The 19,650-nt window shown below is 65.7% G+C and carries 15 protein-coding genes; 4 read left to right on the top strand and 11 right to left on the bottom strand.

Annotated elements, in window-relative coordinates; translation table 11 throughout:
• The coding region (locus tag VFC51_18095; protein ID HZT08940.1) for a hypothetical protein at positions 1-927 on the bottom strand (927 nt) is incomplete at its 3' end.
• 168 nt (positions 928-1,095) lie between these two features.
• On the opposite strand from VFC51_18095, the gene VFC51_18090 reads away from it, so the two are divergent.
• On the top strand, positions 1,096-1,860 hold the full coding sequence (locus VFC51_18090) for a dienelactone hydrolase family protein (GenBank protein ID HZT08939.1): 765 nt from the start codon (positions 1,096-1,098) through the stop codon (positions 1,858-1,860).
• 127 nt (positions 1,861-1,987) lie between these two features.
• On the opposite strand, the gene VFC51_18085 is transcribed toward VFC51_18090, so the two are convergent.
• The 4 genes from VFC51_18085 to VFC51_18070 form a co-directional block, all read right to left on the bottom strand.
• Positions 1,988-3,151 carry a hypothetical protein gene (locus VFC51_18085; protein HZT08938.1) on the bottom strand — a complete coding sequence of 388 codons (1,164 nt, stop codon included), beginning with the start codon at positions 3,149-3,151 and terminating at the stop codon, positions 1,988-1,990.
• A gap of 37 nt (positions 3,152-3,188) precedes the next feature.
• Positions 3,189-4,442 (bottom strand): AAA family ATPase, encoded by a 1,254-nt coding sequence (locus VFC51_18080; GenBank protein ID HZT08937.1) that lies wholly within the window; start codon positions 4,440-4,442, stop codon positions 3,189-3,191.
• Positions 4,443-4,447: 5 nt separating this feature from the next.
• Entirely contained in the window at positions 4,448-5,410 is a 963-nt protein-coding gene (locus VFC51_18075) for a hypothetical protein (protein HZT08936.1), read from the bottom strand.
• Positions 5,411-5,593: 183 nt separating this feature from the next.
• Complete coding sequence (locus tag VFC51_18070) at positions 5,594-6,070, bottom strand: cyclic nucleotide-binding domain-containing protein (GenBank protein ID HZT08935.1); 477 nt, start codon at positions 6,068-6,070, stop codon at positions 5,594-5,596.
• Between the two features lie 194 nt (positions 6,071-6,264).
• Here VFC51_18070 and VFC51_18065 point away from each other — a divergent pair, with 194 nt between their 5' ends.
• On the top strand, positions 6,265-7,611 hold the full coding sequence (locus VFC51_18065) for an MFS transporter (GenBank protein HZT08934.1): 1,347 nt from the start codon (positions 6,265-6,267) through the stop codon (positions 7,609-7,611).
• Positions 7,612-7,919: 308 nt separating this feature from the next.
• On the opposite strand, the gene VFC51_18060 is transcribed toward VFC51_18065, so the two are convergent.
• The 3 genes from VFC51_18060 to VFC51_18050 are packed head-to-tail and all read right to left on the bottom strand — an operon-like array spanning position 7,920 to position 10,669.
• The gene (locus VFC51_18060) at positions 7,920-9,098 is read right to left on the bottom strand and encodes a CinA family nicotinamide mononucleotide deamidase-related protein (protein ID HZT08933.1); all 1,179 of its coding nucleotides are present in this window, start codon (positions 9,096-9,098) and stop codon (positions 7,920-7,922) included.
• Positions 9,095-9,565 carry a methylmalonyl-CoA epimerase gene (mce, locus tag VFC51_18055; protein HZT08932.1) on the bottom strand — a complete coding sequence of 157 codons (471 nt, stop codon included), beginning with the start codon at positions 9,563-9,565 and terminating at the stop codon, positions 9,095-9,097. Before mce ends, VFC51_18060 begins: the two co-directional genes overlap by 4 nt.
• 3 nt (positions 9,566-9,568) lie before the next feature.
• Positions 9,569-10,669 carry a Gfo/Idh/MocA family oxidoreductase gene (locus VFC51_18050; GenBank protein HZT08931.1) on the bottom strand — a complete coding sequence of 367 codons (1,101 nt, stop codon included), beginning with the start codon at positions 10,667-10,669 and terminating at the stop codon, positions 9,569-9,571.
• Between the two features lie 133 nt (positions 10,670-10,802).
• Here VFC51_18050 and VFC51_18045 point away from each other — a divergent pair, with 133 nt between their 5' ends.
• The gene (locus VFC51_18045; GenBank protein ID HZT08930.1) at positions 10,803-11,045 is read left to right on the top strand and encodes a ferredoxin family protein; all 243 of its coding nucleotides are present in this window, start codon (positions 10,803-10,805) and stop codon (positions 11,043-11,045) included.
• 70 nt (positions 11,046-11,115) lie between these two features.
• Here the strand turns inward: VFC51_18045 and uvrA are convergent, their stop codons facing one another.
• Entirely contained in the window at positions 11,116-14,157 is a 3,042-nt protein-coding gene (gene uvrA, locus VFC51_18040; protein HZT08929.1) for an excinuclease ABC subunit UvrA, read from the bottom strand.
• Positions 14,154-16,127, bottom strand: a complete 1,974-nt coding sequence (gene uvrB, locus VFC51_18035; GenBank protein HZT08928.1) for an excinuclease ABC subunit UvrB — start codon at positions 16,125-16,127, stop codon at positions 14,154-14,156. Before uvrB ends, uvrA begins: the two co-directional genes overlap by 4 nt.
• Positions 16,128-16,232: 105 nt before the next feature.
• Between uvrB and VFC51_18030 the strand changes: the two genes are divergently transcribed.
• A complete protein-coding gene (locus VFC51_18030) occupies positions 16,233-17,516 on the top strand; it encodes a MiaB/RimO family radical SAM methylthiotransferase (GenBank protein ID HZT08927.1) in 1,284 nt (427 codons plus the stop codon).
• A 15-nt stretch (positions 17,517-17,531) separates the two neighbouring features.
• Here VFC51_18030 and acs read toward each other — a convergent pair whose 3' ends face one another.
• Positions 17,532-19,496 (bottom strand): acetate--CoA ligase, encoded by a 1,965-nt coding sequence (acs, locus tag VFC51_18025; GenBank protein HZT08926.1) that lies wholly within the window; start codon positions 19,494-19,496, stop codon positions 17,532-17,534.
• Between the last annotated feature and the right edge of the window lie 154 nt (positions 19,497-19,650).

Below are 19,650 nucleotides of genomic sequence, written 5' to 3'. Positions count from 1 at the left end.
TGTCCCACCCCGGAGGTCGGCAAGTTCGACGGGACGATCGAGATCCCAGTTGATGGCATCTCGCGCTCGCCAGAGCGCGTCTGTAATGAGATACCCAACCTCCTCGGGCAGCCCCGCGTGGGTATAGATCGGCCATCCGCTGAAGCTGAGGGTGAACGTCTCGACACCGAGGGTTGGAAACAGGGGCGACAGGGGGAGAATCGGCCAGCCAATCTCCTCCATGGCCGCCAGGGTCGAGTCTTGCAGGCGCGCGAAGCAGAAGCCAGATTCCAGGGCCACGCCGCCCCAGGTATTGATCCCTTCATCAAAGACAGCGGTGATTGCCCCGGATCGCATGCCCTCAATCCGCTTCGGGTCGCCCGGCGGAGCCCCGAGTAGCTGCACCGACCCACCCCACGCCTCGACGTCTGCGAGTGAGAAGCCCTCGGCTTGCAGGACCTGGTCTACGGTAAGCGGCGGCGAATGCGACGCGTCATCACGAATCGAGATACGAAGAGGGACCCTTCGCTCCCGAACTTCGGCGAGGCTCGTGCAGCCCGTGGACCCCGCCAACGCGAAGCCCATGAGGTCGAACGAAGGCATCACCGCGATGGCGCGCAGCGGCAGCGGTGTTGAGAATGGCCCGGTACCCCGGTACGCCATGGTGAGGAAGGCGGAGGGGTTGAGGGTTCCGAGATCCAGCTCGCCGCGACCCACGGCGGCGATCGTCTCCATCCCTTCGATCCCCAGCGTGACCGCGTCGCCGGCCGAGGCCCCCTCTGCCCAGGACGTGAGGCTCATCCGAACGTTGCCGTACGGCCCCGCGCCCGGCACGGGCATTTGCCAGAGCTGAAGCGCAATCTGGGCGATCGCGTTGGGGCGGGTCAACGCGGTGATGCGTGGGCGGATTGATCGTTGGGGCTCTCCTGACCATCGCGCTTCGTGCATGCCTACCTCGCGGGCTGCGCTCCGGTGTCTTGCCGTGCTTCATAGGGGCCGCGCCACCGGGCCAACGGCTCCGTATAGTACATCCTTTCTTGGCGCCGGAAGGCGAGCCTTGGCGCCGTGTAGTAGAATGGCGGCGCTCGACTTGACCCGGACTAGAAGGAGGGTTCGATGCCCGATCCGCTCGCCAACGCCCGAGCCGGCATGCCGATCAATCATGATTTTGCGATCATCGATACGTCCGACGGTCCCATGGTGATGTATTGCGCGTATCCGGACGGGCCGGGGCCGTTTCCGGCGGCCATCGTCATCTCCGGGCAGCCTGGTCCGTCGAGCCCGGAGATCCTGGGCGCTGAGATCCTGGCAAACCGGGGCTACGTGGGCTGCGCCATCGACCTGATGCATCGAGGCCCCGCAATCCACTCCAATGAGGACCAACAGGCCCGCCGGCGCAATCTGACCGACGACAAGACGATCACGGACATGCATGCTGGGCTGGACTACCTCAAATCACTCCCGTTCGTCCAGGCAGACAGTCTCGGCATCGTTGGTTTCTGCATGGGAGGTCGAGTTGCCTACATGATGGCGGGTCTTCGCAACGATCTCGGCGCGATCGCAAGCCTGTACGGTAGCGGCATCTACGTTGGCTACGGCGGCCCCGCGCCGATCGAGCGAACTGCTGATATCAATTGCCCGGTACTCATCCTCAACGGCGACAAGGATCGGGTGATCACGCCCGACGAGTGCCACAAGATCGCGGGCGAGCTGCAGCGCCACGGGAAAACGGTCGAGGTCCACATCTACCCGGACACCGGGCATGCGTTCATGGCGACGCGCGGCTCCAAAGAGGTGAGCGACGACGCCTGGTTCCGCACGCTCGCATGGTTCGACCGCTACCTGGCGAAGAAGCCGGCGCTCGCGGAGGTCGCGAGCTAGAGACCTGCAGCAGACTGGCCGGCGGGGGATTAGTCCCCGCCGCGATTTCGAGCGCCGGATCGTCTAGGAACAGGCCAAAGCCCGACCGAATCGGAACGGCACAATGGAGCAGGCCGGTAGGGCGTGCTCAGTCGTCGCTGGCTGACAGGAGTCGGATCTCGAGGAGGTCTTCCGATCGGTTCACGATCTCGAATCGGAGGTCATCGGCGGCGAGCATCAGCCCCACCAGGCTCCGACCCGACGGGTGTGTCACGACGAGGATGTCGCTCGTTGACGCGTCGGGCTCCACGCGAATGACGCCCGGGATCGTGGCGAGGCTCTCGACGGCGTGATCCCGGGATCTCGGATCGTCGACCAGAATCTTCACCTTCGTGGTGGTGGAACCTTGCTCCCGGGCGTCACGAGCGCCATCCGGCGCATCGCTATATCCCAACCCGACGCCTGACGTGCCGTCGATGGTCGGTGAGGCGCTGCCGTAGCCGATGCCGCCCGAGCCGACGGGCGTGTCCGTCTCGTAGCCGACGTCGCTTCGGCCCTCGGTGTCCCAGGCAGAGGGCGCGATGAGCGGTCCGGGCTCTCCTCCCTTGCGGATATCGGCGAGTATGCTTGCCGCCTCGCTTTGTGCTTGCGCGATGATGGCCGCGGCCTCCTCGCGGCGCCGGGCACACTGCTGCTGCAGGCTCTCGACCTCCTGGCGCAGACGTGCCACCTCGCTCGCCAGCGGGACGCGCTCGCGACGAATGCGCTCGACTTCTTGGACCAGGGCGTCGGCCTCGGCGCGGATCTGGCCCAGCTCGCCTTCTGCGCTCCGCACTTCCTCGCGGAGCCGAAGATTCTGGACGCCGAGCGCAGCCTGCTCGCGCTTCAATTCTTGAATCGCCCGGTTCAGATCGGCCTGCGCCCGATCGCGCTCGGCCTCGAGCTGTTCTGCCTCGTCGCGGAGCCGGGTGATGCGGTCCCCCGCCATCTCCTGTTCGCGCACCGTCTCGTCGCGCACCGCCGCGGACTCGGCCCGTAGCGCTTCGATCTCGCGGTTGAGTCGCGCGACCTCGTCCTGCAGGGCCGCCGTCTCCTGTTGGGAGTGGAGTAGGCGCGCGGACGCCTCGGCTTGCTCGCGCTCGACCTCGCGGGAGACGCTGGCCGCGTGCGCGGCGAGGGCCGCGATTTGTTGCTGAAGGAAATCGCCGAAGCGCTCGTAGTACTGCAGCCGGAGCTGCGCCTCGCGCGGTAGCGGCCGCATGACGGATGCAAGCGCCTGCTGGCCGTTTTCGGGTCGGTACTCCTCGGTCACACCCGCGCTCCCTTTCCTCGCCCAGTCTCTGGTCGGTTTATCGCCAGAACCGTAATCCTTGTCGTTGCCGTGCCGCCCGTCCTGTCTGGGCCGCGGTGTCTCCGGCCGTCGCCGGCTCGACGTCTGCCGGCTCGCCGGCCACGAGCCGTACGATGTCCAGCAACCCGCGCGAGATCTCGTCAAGCAGTTCTGGGTCCGCGACACTGAGAATTGGCGTTCCCTGGTTCGCGGAATCCACGACCAATCGACCAGCACTGGGCAGGGCGATCCGCGCATTGACGTTGAGGTGCTGCTCCAGCAGCTCCGTGCGAATCCCGCTGTTCGCCCGGTTGAGGATTGTCACGATCTTGTCCGAATACCCGATCGCGTCGGCGATTTTCAGGAATCGCGCGCTGTTGTGGGCGGCGGCGATCTCCGGCGTGGTGATCAATAGGATGAGCTGGGACATGTCGAGAAGCTGCAGCGTGATCTCGTTCAAGCTTGGCTGCGTATCCACGACGATGTAGTCGAAGATCGCTCGGTACTTTCCGATCGTTTGCACCACCACGGTCGGTTCGAGGCGTTCGACCACATAGGGATCCTCGGGCCGGAGGAGGAGGTAGAGCCCGGTCTCGTGGGGGACCAATGCCGATCGGATGTCGTTGATCTCGTAGTCTTCGTTCCCCAACGCATCGAAGAGGCTCTTGTGGGTCGGTGTGTTCAGCAGTACGCCCAGGTCGCCGAACCACAGGTCCGTGTCTACCAGCAGCGTTCGCGCCTGATTGAACCGCGCGAGCCCGACGGCCAGGTTCGACGCAATGGTGCTCGCGCCAACTCCACCCTTGGCGTGAAACACCGTGACGATCTTTCCCTGGGCGTCCGCGTGGGCGCCGTTACGCGTATCCGTGTGCCTGTTGGCCGACGGGACGGGAGGGTGATATCCGGCCCGTAACATGAGCGCTTTGATTCGCAGCACCAGCTCGTCGGCGTCTACCGGCTTGGAGACGCACTCGTCGTTGTCGGCCCGTGCTGGGTCCAACAGGAACGCGCGGTACGACTCGGGCGGCACAACCAGCAATGTGGGTATCGAGTAGTCCTGGTGCAGCATCTTGTAAATGCTGAACGCTTCGGCCTGCGGGATCTCGGCGTCCAGGACCGCCACGCACTGCGCGTTTTGCGCCAGGGCGCCGGCCACGTCGTCCGGTGCCTCGACGGTTCGCGATTCGATCCCCTCGTACCCCAGGGCAGACGGCAGATCCGACAGGCTTCCAGCGCGAGCGATGATGACCACGGACGGCGCGGTCTCAGTCATAGTGTTCACGATGCAGCCATTTGGAGGGCGAGTCCGGGCACGGTGAGCAGGCTCTCGACGGTCTCGCCCGGATGCGGCGAAATGAACGCGATGCACGCTTCCTCGCTCGACTCAGGCGTAACGACTGCCGACTCGACGTCTTGGAGACCGCGAAGCGCTTGCTCGAGCGCCATGACGCGAGCGAAGGTAAGCTGGCCGGTGACGCGATAGCGAGCCCTGTTGCCCTCGAACGGCAGCGGCGATAGCAGGAGCGGCGCGGGTCCGTCTCCCGCAGCGGGCTCCCGATCGGCGGCCGCGACCAGCTCATGAGCGACCGGCGCGGCCAGCGGTGTCTCTTCGGGCTGCGCGAATTCGGCGGCTGGCTCCGCGGAGACGGTCGGTCGGGCGAGGCGCTCCTCGACTATCGGCGTCGGCTCCGCTTCCTGTGGACCGTAATCGTCGACGAAGGCGTCCAGCGCCAACTGGGCCTCGGCCACGATGGCGTCGGCCTGCTGGCGGGCCCGGCGGAGGATTCCCGCTGCCTCAGACACGCTCAGCTCGATAATTTGCTGCGCACGAGCCTCCGCCCTTTGGATGATTTCGCGAGCCTCAGTTCTCCCACGACTCCGGACCTCGTCGGCGCGGGCGTAGCTTTCACTGATGAGGACGCTCGCCCTTGCTTCTGCGGCAGCCAGGTCCGCTTTCGCGGCGGCCCAGCCGGCCAGCGTGGTACGCTCGTTCGTCGCGAAGTCGATGGACCGGTGCGGTTCCGGCTCAGTTGGATCGGGGGCGACGGGCGCAGACGGAGCCAAGAAGTCCGCGTTGGGCGTATCCCCGCTCAGCGCGAACCCCTCCCGATAGGAGGTGGACTCCGGGCCCGGATCCGTCAGATCGTGCGCCGTCGACTCCTCGGTGGGTGTCTCGTCGCGGTCCATCTCGCGACCCTCACTGCCGTCCAGAGCGGATTCGTCCGCGTCAGTCGCTGGCAACATTCCATCGGCGGTACGCTTTGGACTGAACATAGCAAAATGTAACGAAACGTGCCAGCCGGTGAAAAGGTTCGTAAGCCACGCCACGCACGCGCCCGTGGGGCTACTCCTCTGCCCCGTCCTGGCCAGCGAGGGCTGGTGGAACTCCGCTGATTCCGAAACGGCCATCTTTGCCCCAATCTCCTACGGCCTAATGGGCATCGTGCGGCGCTGGACTGGCCGTGGAGGCGGGAGCTGCATCATCCGTTCGTTCGTTTGCCGCAGGCGCGTAGCCAGGAGCAGCATCAGGTGCCGGGAAGCTGCGCTGGAGATGTCCAAGAGGTGCAGAAAGGTGTCTGTAGGAACAAAATATGCCTCGCCGTCGCTCATCGCGGTCGCCGTTGCGGAGCGCGGTTCCCCGTCCAGTACGCCCAGCTCACCCAGAAGCTCGCCGGGCCTGACGACGCTGAGAAACGTTTGCCCAGTCTGGCTTGCCGCGGAGATGCGAACCGTGCCATCGGCAATCAAATAGACACCATCCGAGGGATCTCCCTGCCGAACGAGCACGTCTCCCTCATGGAACGCGGCGTGGCTGATCGCTGCGACCGCTTGAGCCGCCTCGTTCTCCTGAACGTTTTCAAGCAGCCAATGTTGGCGCAAAAAGGCGTCAGTCCTACTCAATTCTCGCCTCTAGTTTCTCTGTGCGGACATGCTACCAAAGCATTGGCCGCCCAACGACACGATCGCGGTGCCTGCTGGCCAAACGTAATGTGGCTGTGTCAGCTTGACTGGATCTGCCCCCGTGCCCTACATTCGCTGGACCTGCAATGATTTCCACCCCGCCGAGCACCGTCGCCACATGCCGAGCGTAACAATTGGGGGGCCGAACGGCAACTCCTGAGAACCGTGCCCAACCGGGGCGCGCCTTTGGCGCGCTGCGCCACCGCGACTTCCGCCTGCTTTGGGGCGCATCGCTCGGCTTCCACGTCAGTAACTGGATGCAGCAGGTCGCCCAGAACTGGCTCCTGTACGATCTCACGGGCTCGGCCCTTCTCGTCGGCCTCAACGGGTTCATCCGCACCGTTCCATTCCTCGTGATGTCCCTATACGCCGGAACCATCGCGGACCGCGTTGATCGACGCAAGCTGCTCCTGCTCATAGAGTGCGCGCTCTGCGCGCTGACCTTTGCGCTCGGCATTATCGTGCTGAGCGGAAACATTCGGGTCTGGCACATCTACACCTACAGCGTCGTCACCGCGTTATTCGGCGCGTTCGAGATTCCGGCACAACAGTCGCTTCTCCCGTATGTCGTCCCCCGGGCGGACCTCATGACGGCGGTCGCCCTCAATTCGATGGTGCGTCGCGGGACCCAGATCATCGGGCCATCCCTGGGCGGCATTTTCGTGGCGGCTTTCGGCGTTGCGGATACGTATTTGATCAACTGCGTCGGATATGCCGGTCTCATCACGGCGCTGGCGATGATGCGCGCGACGAACCCGGCCAGCGAGCGCACGAGCGAGCCGCCGCTAAAGGCGATGGTCGACGGCATCCGCTACGTTCGCTCGGATCCGTTGATTGGCGCGCTCATTCCGATCGAGGCGGTCTTCAGCGTTTTCGGGTCGTTCAACCCACTGCTCGTGGTGCTGGCGAGAGACGTCTTTCGCGTGGGTCCGCAGGGGTTCGGGTTTCTCCAAAGCGCACCGGGCATCGGCACGGTCGTCGGCACGATTGGGCTATCTGCGGTCGGCGACGTTCGGCGCAAGGGGCGGCTCATGATCATCGCCGGCGTCGTCTATGGCCTCTCGGTCATCGCCTTCGCCTTCGCTCCCAGCTTTCCGCTGGCGGTTGCGCTTCTTGCCCTGTCCGGCGCGGCCGACTTCGTTCGAGGCGCAACGCGTCTCACCACGCTGCAGCTCGTCGCCGAGGGCCCGATGTTGGGGCGCGTGATGAGCCTGGACGGCATGTCGACACGGGGCCTGGGTCAGCTCGGCGGGTTCCAGGCAGGCACCCTCTCGACGTGGGTCGGTGTCCACTGGGCAATCGCCGCCGGGGCGATGGTGTGTGTCGTGGCCATTCTCACTGTTGCCTGGCGAGTTCCCGCGGTGCGCGATCTGAGCAGAACGGGCCATGTCGTGCGCGAAGTGGACGGCGGCGACGCGCCGCCCATTCCCCCCTCGAGGCGCGTTTCGACAGAGCTCAAGCCCGCGGACTCGACGGATTGACCGAGCTCTGTCACGCCGAGCGACGCGAGGCATCTCCTGGGTGAGAGATCCCTCGGGCTCCGCCCTCGGGATGACATCGGTACGCGCCCTCGGGATGACATCGGTACGCGCCCTCGGGATGACACCGATTTGTCATGCCGAGCGAAGCGAGGCATCTCCTGGGTGAGAGATCCCTCGGGCTCCGCCTTCGGGATGACATCGGTACGCGCCCTCGGGATGACATCGGTACGCGCCCTCGGGATGACACCGATTTGTCGTGCCGAGCGACGTGAGGCATCTCGCGAGCGAGAGATCCCTCGGGCTCCGCGCTATCCCTTGCGCAGCGCGCGGATCAGCAGACCCAGCGCCTCCACGGCCACGCGGCGGCGCAGCTCCGGGGGCGCCATGTTCATTCGCGTGGAGTCGGCCTCGGAGGATCCGCGCACATCCACCGCGCAGCGCCCAACCGGCCGCCCATCCGGGCCCTGCTCGATGACGACCGCCGCGATCCCGACGTCTGCGCCGGTTCGCGCTCTCGCGGCGCGGGCCAGGTCGCTGGGCTCGGACGAATCAGCCCCGAGGAGGTCCCCGCTGCTCCCCAGCACGAACCCACCCGCGTATCGGTCAACCAGACCGGGATCGTTGCTCATGTCTGACGTGAGCGAGCCGCCCGTCCCGATCTCCGCTGACGCGATGGTCCATCCGTGGGCCGCCAGGAGCTTCGCGGCGCCCGATGCCAGTGTGTCGTTGTCACGGCCGTAGACGGACCCCCCCAGGACGGCCTCGAGCTGCGCCACCATCGGGCGGAGCAGGTTTCGTGCTGCGTCCTCGTCCGGCGCCTTCGCCGAGACCCGGACCTGCACGCCATCCGGCTTCGCGTAGGTCGCGACGGTCGGATTCGTGCTGTGGATCGCGTCGCCCAGTTGCTCCTCGACGGCCGACTCGCCTAGGCCCAGCACCTTCAGCGTGGTGGTGACGAGGACTCCAGCGCCGGAGCGCTGTCGGAGTCGCGGTCGCACCTGCTCCTGCCACATCCGGCGCATCTCCGCGGGGACGCCGGGCATCGTCGCGATAACCTTGCCGTTCCACTCCACCCACCAGCCGGGCGCTGTCCCGATGGGGTTGGGGAGTGGCGTGGCAGACGGAATCAGCGCCGCCTGCTTCACGTTCCGCTCCGGCATGGGCCGGCCGCGACGCGCGAAGTTCTCGCGCAGCTCCCGCTCGAGATCCGGGTCGATGGTGATGCGCTCGCCGACGGCGGCCGCGACCGATTCGTGGGTGAGGTCGTCCTCGGTGGGGCCGAGCCCGCCGGTTGCGATGATGGCATCGCTGCGCCCCAAACCGCGGCGGAACACGTCCACCACGCGGTCCAGGTTGTCGCCCACCTGGCTGATCCAGAACACGTCGACGCCGATTTCGGCGAGCTGCTGGCAGAGATATTGCGCGTTAGTGTCGACGATCATGCCCAGGAGAATCTCGGTCCCGACGGAGACGATCTCGGCCTTCACTGCAATTCCTCTGCGCGGCGACTCGGTTCGTCGCGCGCCTCGTTTAGCTCGATCAGGACGCCGCCCGTCGACCGAGGGTGAACAAAGGCGATCTTCCCTTCGGGTCCGACCCGCGGCTCGCGGTCGATCAGCTCGACCCCATGCGTCGTCAGATGTTCGAGTTGGTCCTCGATCGCTTGTACCTCGATCGCGATGTGATGGAGACCCTCGCCGTATCGGTCGAGATACCGTGCGACGGGGCCCGTCCCGCTCGTGGGCTCGAGAAGCTCGATCTGGAGTCCCGCCGCGTCGAGCCGCACGACACGCAGCTCGTTCTCGGGCAGGACGGTCTCACTGACGACCGGCAGCCCCAATGCATCGCGATAGAACGCGAGGGCATCCTCGACGCTGTGCACGGCCACGCTAACCCGAAGGACGCGCTCCGCGACGGGCGGCCTGCTCGGGGCGTCGCGATCGCTGCTGGCCATGCCCTACTGAGCCGTGATCGGCACGCTTCGGCCTTCCCTGGATGCGCGCTCGATGGAATCGAGGAATCGGTGATTTCGCACGGCATCGTCGAAGGTCGGGGCGGGGTGGCTTCCCTCCCGGATCCCGTCGGCGAACCGACGGAACATCTGCGCCACATTGAACGGCGTGCCGTCTGGAACCTCAGGCGGCACCCAGCGCAGGTCCGCCGGAATAGGGACGTCCGTGAGGCGCTGTTCGCCCTTTCGCGCTCCCTGCAGGCGGATGCCCGTCGCCTGGGCTTGGCTCGCGCTTCCCACGATGGTGCCGTCAGTCCCGTACACCTCGAGGCGGAAGCCGGATGGATGCCAGGGAACGCTGCTGACGTCGATCGTGGCGATGCCGCCGTCCTCGAAGCGACCGTGAACGGCGACGTGGTCCGGCGCGGTCGCGCGGATCGAGCCGCCGTCTTGGAGCGGAACATCCGGGGCGAGCGTATCGACGATGGCGGAGACGCGAGAGAGCTGGCCGAGAGCCCAGGTAAACGCGTCGATGGCGTGGCCTGCCGAAATCGAAAGGGTATGCGCTCCGTTGGCGCGATCGAGCCGCCAGGTGGCCTCGGGCGCACGCGGCTGCAGCAACCCCCCCGAATACTGGGTCATGGTCGCGGTGATGATCCGTCCCAGCCATCCGTCGGCGATGAGCTCGCGGAGGTGGATCCAGCTCGGGGCGGCTCGCGCCTGCAACCCGACCATCGCGTGTACGCCAGCCTTCGACGCTAGCGTCGCCAGCTCTTCGGCTTGCGCCGTGGTCGCGGCAAGGGGCCATTCACAGTAGACGTGCTTGCCGGCGGCGAGGGCGGCCTTCACGATCTCGAAGTGATACGGCACCCGCACACAGACGTCCACGACGTCGATGTCCGGATCCGACACGAGGTCGCGGTAGTCCCAGTAGGCCTTTCGCGCCTCGTATTTTTGCGCTGCCGCCTCGGCGCTCTCGCGCTTCGTTGTGCAGACGGCGGCAAGGTCATAGTCCGGGAGCGCCAGGAGCCCGGGTACGTGTGTTCGCGACGCCCATCCGATGCTCGGGTTTGCGCCGACCACACCAAGTCTGAGTGGCGTTGCCATAGCATTCCTCCTGGCAGCGTTCGTGTGCGGCTAGGAACCTTGACGCCCAGCCCTGCGTTCCGGCCGAGTTGACGCGCCCGGGTGGGACCCGTATAGTTTCGCGGTTCCCAAAACGCTTCGGAGAGTAGAACGAGTGACGTACGTCATTTGCGAGCCCTGCATTGGCGTGAAGGACGCGTCCTGCGTTGAGGCCTGTCCGGTCGATTGCATCCACACCACTGACGATGACCAACAGTACTTTATCGATCCGGACGTGTGCATTGAATGCGGCGCGTGCGAACCCGTCTGCCCCGTGAGCGCCATTCGGCAAGATAGCGACGTTCCTGATGAATGGAAGCAGTACATTCAGATCAACGCCGATTTCTTCAAACGATGAGGCTCACGTCTTCCTGGCGTAAGCCGTCCGCTGACTGACAGGCTGTTTGCCTGGACGTGCGCTGACTCGGTCACGTCCCCGCCCGCGCCGCAGCGGGCTCCCGCACCGACTCCAGCACTCTCTTCAGGTACTGCCCAGTGTAGGATTGGGAGCAGCCCGCGATCGCTTCGGGCGTTCCGGTGGCGATGACGTGACCGCCACGCTGCCCCCCTTCCGGTCCCAGGTCGATGACCCAATCCGACGTCTTGATGACGTCCAGATTGTGCTCGATCACCAGCACCGTGTTGCCCGAGTCGACCAGCCGGTTAAGCACCTCGAGGAGCCGGCTTACGTCCGCGAAGTGGAGCCCGGTGGTGGGCTCGTCGAGGATGTAGAGGGTCTTGCCGGTCGCCCGCTTGGATAGCTCGGTCGCCAGCTTGACGCGCTGGGCTTCGCCGCCCGAGAGGGTCGTCGCCGGCTGGCCGAGCCGGATGTAGCCGAGCCCGACGTCGTTGAGCGTCTGGAGCTTGTTCCGCACGGCGGGCACGTTGGTGAACAGCTCGCACGCTTCCGCAACGGTCATGTCCAGGACGTCGGCGATGCTGACGCCCCGGTAGCGAATCTCGAGCGCCTCGCGGTTGTACCGTCGGCCCTTGCACGTCTCGCATGGGACGTAGACATCGGGTAAGAAATTCATCTCGATCTGGATGATCCCCTCGCCGCGACACGCCTCGCAGCGCCCGCCTTTGACGTTGAAGGAGAATCGGCCCGGCCCATAGCCACGCACACGCGCATCGGGCACGGCCGCGAACAACTCGCGGATGGGGGTGAAAGCGCCCGTGTACGTCGCCGGGTTCGAGCGTGGTGTTCGGCCGATGGGGGCCTGGTCGATGTTCACGACCTTGTCCAGGTGCTCAAGCCCGTCGATGCGCTCGTGCCGCCCCGCCCGATCGCGCGAGCGATAGATGGCCTGGCTCAGGGCCTTGTACAGCACCTCGTTGACGAGCGTGCTCTTGCCCGATCCGGAGACGCCGGTGACGCAAACGAAGCGGCCGAGGGGGATTTCGACGTCGATCCGCTTGAGGTTGTGTTCCGACGCGCCGACAATGCGGATCGACTTCCCGTGGCCGTCGCGACGGAAGGTCGGGACGGGCACGCTCGCCCGACCGCTCAGATACTGCCCCGTGATCGATCGAGGCTCAGCGGTCAGGTCGTCGACGGATCCCACGGCCACGACCTCGCCGCCGTGCTCACCCGCGCCAGGCCCGATATCGATGAGGAAGTCCGCCTCGCGAATCGTTTCCTCGTCGTGCTCCACGACGAGGACTGAATTCCCGAGGTCGCGGAGGCGTTTGAGGGTCGTGAGGAGGCGGCCGTTGTCGCGCTGGTGGAGACCGATGCTGGGCTCGTCCAGGATGTAGAGGACGCCCACGAGCCCCGAGCCGATCTGCGTGGCGAGCCGAATTCGCTGGCCCTCGCCGCCGGAGAGCGTCATAGCTGCGCGGTCAAGGGTGAGGTAGTCGAGGCCCACGTCTACCAGGAAGTTGAGCCGCGCGCGGATCTCTTTCAGGACCTGGCGCGCGATCATGTGGTCGCGCTCGCTCAGCGGCTCGGCGCGCTCGTCCGCCCATGATCGGGCCAGCTCGCCGAACGCCGTTCCCTGCTCTTTCTCCGGCAGCCCGTGATCGACCTCTGGGGCCCGTCGCTCGTCGAGGGAGGTGAAAAACTCCATCGCTTCTGCCACCGAATACGCGGTGACTTCGTCGATGGAGCGTCCGACGATGGTGACGGCCAGCGACTCCGTCTTCAACCGCAGGCCCTCGCACTCGGGGCAGGGCCGATTCCACATGTACTTTTCGATCTCTTCCTTCATTCCCTCGGACTCGGTTTCGCGATAGCGCCGCTCGAGGCTGGGGATGACCCCCTCGAACGCCATCTGGTACTCGCGGACCCGACCGTGATGGTGGTGGCCATGCCATCGCGGCGCGCGCACGCCAATCCGCTCGCCGCGCGAGCCGTAGAGGACGAGATCCAGCGCGCGCTCGTCCAACTCCGCGACGGGAACGTCGAGCGAGAAGTCGAATTGACGCGCCGCCCCTTCGAGGAGCGCCAGGTAATACGGTTCGCCGGCCGTGCCTCGAAACCACGGCTTGATGGCCCCCTCACGAAGCGTCAGCTCCCGGTTCGGGATGACCATATCGGGGTCGATCTCTTGGCGATAGCCGAGCCCCGTGCACGACGGGCACGCGCCGTGCGGGCTATTGAACGAGAAGTTGCGCGGCGCCAACTCGCCGAGACTAATTCCACATGCCACGCACGCGAATTTTTCGGAGTAGCGGACGTCCTCCGACTCGTCGCCAACGCCCGCCACGATCATCTCGCCCTCCCCCAGGCGCAGCGCGGTTTCCACCGAGTCGGTCAGGCGCGAGAGGTCTGCCCGACGGCTTTCTTCGTCGTCGTCAGGGGATGGCAGCACGAGCCGGTCGACCACCACCTCGATGGTGTGGAGCTGATAGCGGCCCAGATCGAGATCCTCCGACACGTCGTGGATGGTCCCGTCGATCCGGACGCGGGAGAATCCCTGGTTGCGGACCTCGTCGAGGACACCCTGGTGCTCGCCCTTCTTGCCGACGACCAGCGGCGCAAGAATCTGGATGCGTGCGCCGTCCCCCATTGCCAGCACGTTGTCGACGATCTGCTGCACCGTCTGCTGGGTGATCGCGCGGCCGCAGCTCGGGCAGTGGCGACGCCCGATCCGCGCATAGAGGAGCCGAAGGTAATCGTAGATCTCGGTGACGGTGCCAACGGTCGAGCGCGGATTGTGGGACACCCCCTTCTGGTCGATGGAGATGGCGGGCGAGAGTCCAGAGATGAAGTCGACGTCCGGCTTGTCCATCTGTCCCAAGAACTGCCGGGCGTAGGCCGAGAGCGATTCGACGTACCGTCTTTGGCCCTCCGCGTACAGCGTGTCGAACGCCAGCGAGGACTTCCCCGAGCCGGATAAGCCCGTGATCACGACGAGCCGTTCACGCGGGATCCGGAGGTCGATGTTCTTCAGATTGTGCTGGCGCGCGCCGCGGACTTCGATCCACCCGTGCGGCGCGGTGAGGGGGGCGTGCCCGTTCGCACTCACGAGCCGATGCTCTTCCGCAGCTCAGTGATCTGGTCTCGAATGAGGGCCGCCTGCTCGAACTCCAGCTCGCGCGCGGCGCGCTTCATGTCTCCCTCGAGCTCCTTGATGGCACGCAAGATCTGCTGGCGGTTCAGCGTCCCATCGACCCTGTATTCCGCGGGCGCCTCCGCCACCGCTCGGAGATGCGGCGAGATATCCCGCACCGCCTTGATGATGCCACGCGGCGTTATCCCATGGGTCTCGTTGTACCGAAGCTGCGCCTCACGCCGACGGTACGTCTCGCGGATGGCGCGCTCCATGGAGTCCGTCACTCGATCGGCGTACATGATGACCCGGCCGGACTCGTGGCGCGCAGCGCGCCCAATCGTCTGCACCAGTGCCGTCTCCGAGCGCAGATAGCCTTCCTTGTCGGCGTCGAGGATGCAGACGAGGGAGACCTCCGGCAGGTCGAGCCCCTCGCGAAGCAGGTTGATCCCGACCACGACGTCGTAGACGCCCAATCGGAGGTCGCGCAGAATGTCCACCCGCTCGAACGTTTCGACGTCCGAGTGGATGTAGTGGACTTTGATCCCGATCTCGCGGAGGTAGTCGGCGAGGTCTTCGGCCATCCGCTTGGTGAGCGTCGTGACAAGGCAGCGCTCGTTCCGTCCCACGCGGAGCGAGATCTCCTTCAGCAGGTCGTCGATCTGATTCTTGGTCGGACGCACCTCGATCTCCGGGTCGACGAGGCCGGTCGGTCGAACGAGCTGCTCTACCACCTGGACGCTGTGCTCGTACTCGTAGGGGCCCGGGGTCGCGGAGACGTAGATCACTTGGTTCACGTGGTCCTGGAACTCCTCCCACTGGAGGGGCCGGTTGTCCAGGGCTGAGGGGAGCCGAAAGCCGTATTCCACGAGCGTCGTCTTGCGGGCGATATCGCCGTGGTACATGCCGCGAATCTGCGGCAGCGTCATGTGCGACTCGTCGATGAGCATGAGATAGTCGTCGGGGAAGTAATCCAGCAGGGTCCAGGGGGCGCTACCCGGCTCACGGCGCGTCAGGTGCCGTGCGTAGTTCTCCACGCCGTGGCAGAATCCGACCTCCTGCAGCATCTCGAGGTCGAAGTGGGTCCGCTGCCGAAGCCGCGCGGCCTCCAGCAGCTTCCCGTCCGCCTCGAGCTGGCGGAGGCGCTCTTCCAGCTCCTCTTCGATGTCTCGGATCGCCATCCGCAGCTTCTCGTCGGACGTGACGAAGTGCTTGGCGGGGAAGATGTCCAGCGACGTCCGGTCCATCAGGACCTCGCCGGTCAGCGGATCGATCTCGGTGATGCGGTCGATGGTGTCGCCCCAGAACTCGACTCGCACCGCGCTGTCCTGGCCCACGGGGTGGATGTCGAGCGTATCGCCGCGCACGCGAAACTTCCCGCGCGAGAAGTTGTAGTCGTTGCGCTCGTAGAAGATGTCGGTCAGGAAGCGCAGCACTTTGTCGCGCTTGCGGGTCTCCCCCTTGCGGAGGGTCAGGACCTCTTTCCCGTACTCCTCGGGCGAGCCGAGGCCATAGATGCAGGAAACCGAGGCCACGATGACCACGTCTCGGCGCTCGAAGAGCGCCTTGGTCGCGGCGTGCCGGAGCCGGTCGATCTCGTCGTTTCGCGACGAATCCTTTTCGATATACGTGTCGGTCGTGGGAAGATAGGCTTCCGGCTGGTAATAGTCGTAGTAGCTGACGAAGTACTCGACGGCGTTGTTGGGGAGAAACTCCTTCAGCTCCGAGCAGAGCTGGGCCGCCAGCGTCTTGTTGTGGGCAATCACCAGGGCTGGCCGACCCACGCGAGCGATGACGTTGGCCATGGTGAAGGTCTTGCCCGACCCTGTTACGCCGAGAAGGGTCTGCTCCCGATATCCCTTCTCGACTCCCTCGACGAGGTGCTCGATCGCCTCGGGCTGATCGCCCGTCGGCGCGTATTCCGAAACGACCTGGAATTCCGTCATCAAACCCGCTGATGCTGCACGTGTCGCGCGACGCGTGCAGACGCGCCGGCCGCGCATTTCAGTATACGTATAATTTTTTCTCGACCCTTTCCCACGGGTGCCTAGGTGCGGTTTCACGTTTGGTCCATCGGCTGCCAGATGAATACGGCGGACGCGCGGCGCGCGAGCGAGGAGTTGGCGCTCTACGGCGGCGAGCCGTGCGACCGGGTGGAGGACGCCGACGCGGTCGTGCTCTATAGCTGCGTGGTGCGCCAGGCCGCACAGGTGAAGGTGCACAACGAGCTCGAGCGCATTCGGCGCATCAAAACCACGCGCCCAGGCATGCGCGTCGGCCTCGCCGGCTGTATGGTCGAGGACGACGTGAGCGCCCTCGCGCGGCAGTATCCGTTTATCGACCGATTCATCTCTCCGAAGATCGATCTCCCCGTCCGCGACCAGATCGTTGATTTTCTCGACCTCGACGACCGCTACCGATGCGATCCGAGCGACGCGGAGCGCTTCTCGGGCGTCTCGCAGGCCGTCACGGTGAGCCAGGGATGTAACCGCCGATGCACCTACTGCATCATCCCGTTCCGGCGCGGCGCGGAGCGCAGCCGGCGGCCCCAGGAGATTCGGCGGGAGGTTGAAGCGCTGGTCCGACGGGGCACGCGGGAGGTCGTGCTCCTCGGTCAGATCGTCGATCGTTATGGGCGGGACATCGGCACGTCGCTCGGCCAACTCTGCGCCGACCTCAGCGACATCGACGATCTCCTCCGGATCCGCTTCTTGACGTCGTACCCCGTCGACTTCAACCGCGAGCTGATCGACGCGGTCGCGGCACTCCCGAAGCTCTGCGAGGATGTGAACCTGCCGATCCAGGCCGGCGACGACGAGACGCTGCGCCGGATGGCGCGCGGATACAAGGTGGATTTCTATGAGCGCCTGGTCGCGGATATGCGGGCGGCAATCCCTAATCTGGGCCTGTCGACGGACATCATCGTTGGCTTTTGCGGTGAGACCGAGCAGCAGTTCGAAAACACGCTGGCGCTCCTTCGCCGGGTCAGGTTCGACGTCGTCCACGTCGCCATGTACTCGCCCCGGGAAGGGACCGCGTCGGCGCGGCTGTGGGAGGACGACGTTCCCCGGGCCGAGAAGAAGCGTCGGCTCCACGAGGTCGAGCGCGTTCAGGCCGAAATCGCGACCGAGATCAACCAGACGCTGGTCGGCACGACCCAGGACGTACTCGTCGAGGGCACGCGGCAGGGGAAGTGGTACGGCCGCACGCGAAGCAACAAGCTCCTCTTTTTCGAGAGCGTTGACGTACGCGCCGGAAGCGTCGTCCCGGTGGAGGTGACGAGCGCCTCCTCCTGGTCGCTTCAGGGCCGGCCGGTACCAGCCCGTTCGTCCTGAGCCCTTCGCTCGGGCCTATTCCTCGCGCTCCTCATACTGGGACTTGATCTGTGCCATCACGGTCGGATCGGCGAGGGTTGTCGTGTCCCCCAGGACGCGCCCCTCGGCAATGTCCCGCAGCAGACGGCGCATGATCTTCGCACTCCGCGTCTTCGGCAGCTCGGGCGTGAAGAAGAGCTTGTCCGGCCGCGCGATCGGGCCGATCTTCTCGGCGACGTGTTGGCGGAGGTCGTCCTTCAGTATGTCGTTCGCCGTTGTGCCCATGCGCGGCGTGACGAAGGCCGCGATCGCCTGGCCCTTGATCTCGTCGGAGATGCCGATGACCGCGGCTTCCGCGACGGACGGGTGGCTCACCAGCGCGCTCTCGACCTCCATCGTGCCGATGCGGTGGCCGGCGACGTTGAGCACGTCGTCAACCCGGCCCATCAGCCAGAAGTAGCCGTCCTCGTCGCGTCGAGCGCCGTCGCCGGTCAGATACATGCCCGGAAACCGCGACCAGTACGTCTGCACGTACCGGTCCGGGTCTCCCCAGATCGTCCGCATCATCGCCGGCCAGGGGCGCTTCAGCACCAGGTAGCCGCCGCGCCCCAGGCCCACGCCGACGCCTTTCTCGTCGACGACGTCGGCGTCGATCCCCGGGAACGGCAGCGTGGCCGAGCCCGGCTTGAGGGTCGTCGTCCCGGGCAGCGGCGTGATGAGGATCATCCCCGTCTCGGTCTGCCACCACGTGTCGACCACCGGGCAGCGCCCGCCCCCGATGTGCTCGTGGTACCAGATCCACGCCTCGGGGTTGATGGGCTCTCCCACCGTGCCGAGGAGCCGCAGGCTGCTCAAGTCGTGGCGCTCGACGTACTCGGTGCCCCACCGCATAAAGGTTCGAATCGCGGTGGGCGCGGTGTACAGAATGGTCACGCCGTATTTCTCGACGATCCGCCAGAAGCGGTCACGGTCGGGGTAGTCGGGCGTCCCCTCGTACATGACTGCCGACGCGCCATTGGCCAGCGGGCCGTACACGATATAGCTGTGGCCCGTCACCCAGCCGATGTCCGCCGTGCACCAGTACACGTCTTCGTCCTTCAGGTCGAACACCCACTTGGTCGTCTGCATCGTGCCGGTGAGATAGCCGGCGCTCGTGTGGAGGACGCCCTTGGGCTTGCCCGTCGTGCCGGACGTGTACAGGATGAAGAGCGGATGCTCGGCGTCGACGCGCTCGGGCTCCACGACGGCGCCCTCGTGCTGGGCCGTCAGCTCATTCCACCAGATGTCGCGAGGCGCTTCCATGTTCACCTCGCGCACGGATTCGCCCACGCGCCGAACCACGACGACGTGCTGAACAGACGGCGCGTCCGTGAGCGCCTCGTCGACGTTGTCCTTGAGCGGCACGAGTCCGCCGCGCCGGTAGCCCGCGTCGGACGTGATGACGATCTTTGCCTCGCAGTCGTTGATCCGGTCGCGGAGCGACTCGGGGCTGAAGCCGCCGAACACGACCGAGTGGGTGGCTCCGATGCGCGCACAGGCCAGCATCGCAATCGGAAGCTCCGGGATCATCGGCATGTAGAGGGCGACGCGGTCGCCCTTCTGGACGCCCAAGGAGCGGAGCGCGGCGGCGGCCTGGTTCACTTCCCGATACAGATCGCGATAGGTGAGGACGCGCTCGTCGCCGTTTTCGCCTTCCCAGATGATCGCGGCCTTGTTGCGACGCCAGGTCGCCAGATGGCGGTCCACGCAGTTGTAGCAGACGTTCAGCTCCCCCCCGACGAACCACTTCGCCCATGGAGCGTTCCACTCAAGCGTGCGATCCCAGGGCTTGTACCAGTGCAGCTCGCGCGCCGCCTCAGCCCAGAACTCCTCGAGATGGTCGGATGCCCGCTGGTAGATGGCTGTGTCGCGAACGTGGGCCTGGTCGCGGAACTCGGGGGTGGGTGCGAACTGTCGCTCCTCCTTGAGGAGCGTGTCGAAACTGTCGGTGGTTGGCTGCACAGTCATCCTCCAGAGGTGCATGAGGATTTTGGAGCGCCAGGATTACGCTATCACGGTTCCAGTGGCCGAACAAGGTGACGCGCAAGCAAACCGATCGCCCTGAGCCCCTCGAACGGCCCGCCCGGTGCCCGTCGAAAGGCCTAGACGCACTATG

The sequence above is a fragment of the Chloroflexota bacterium genome (assembly GCA_035652535.1).
Classification (GTDB): Bacteria; Chloroflexota; UBA6077; order UBA6077; family SHYK01; genus DASRDP01.
Note: the sequence above shows the minus strand (reverse complement) of the source record. Positions and strands in the feature narration are given on the sequence as shown.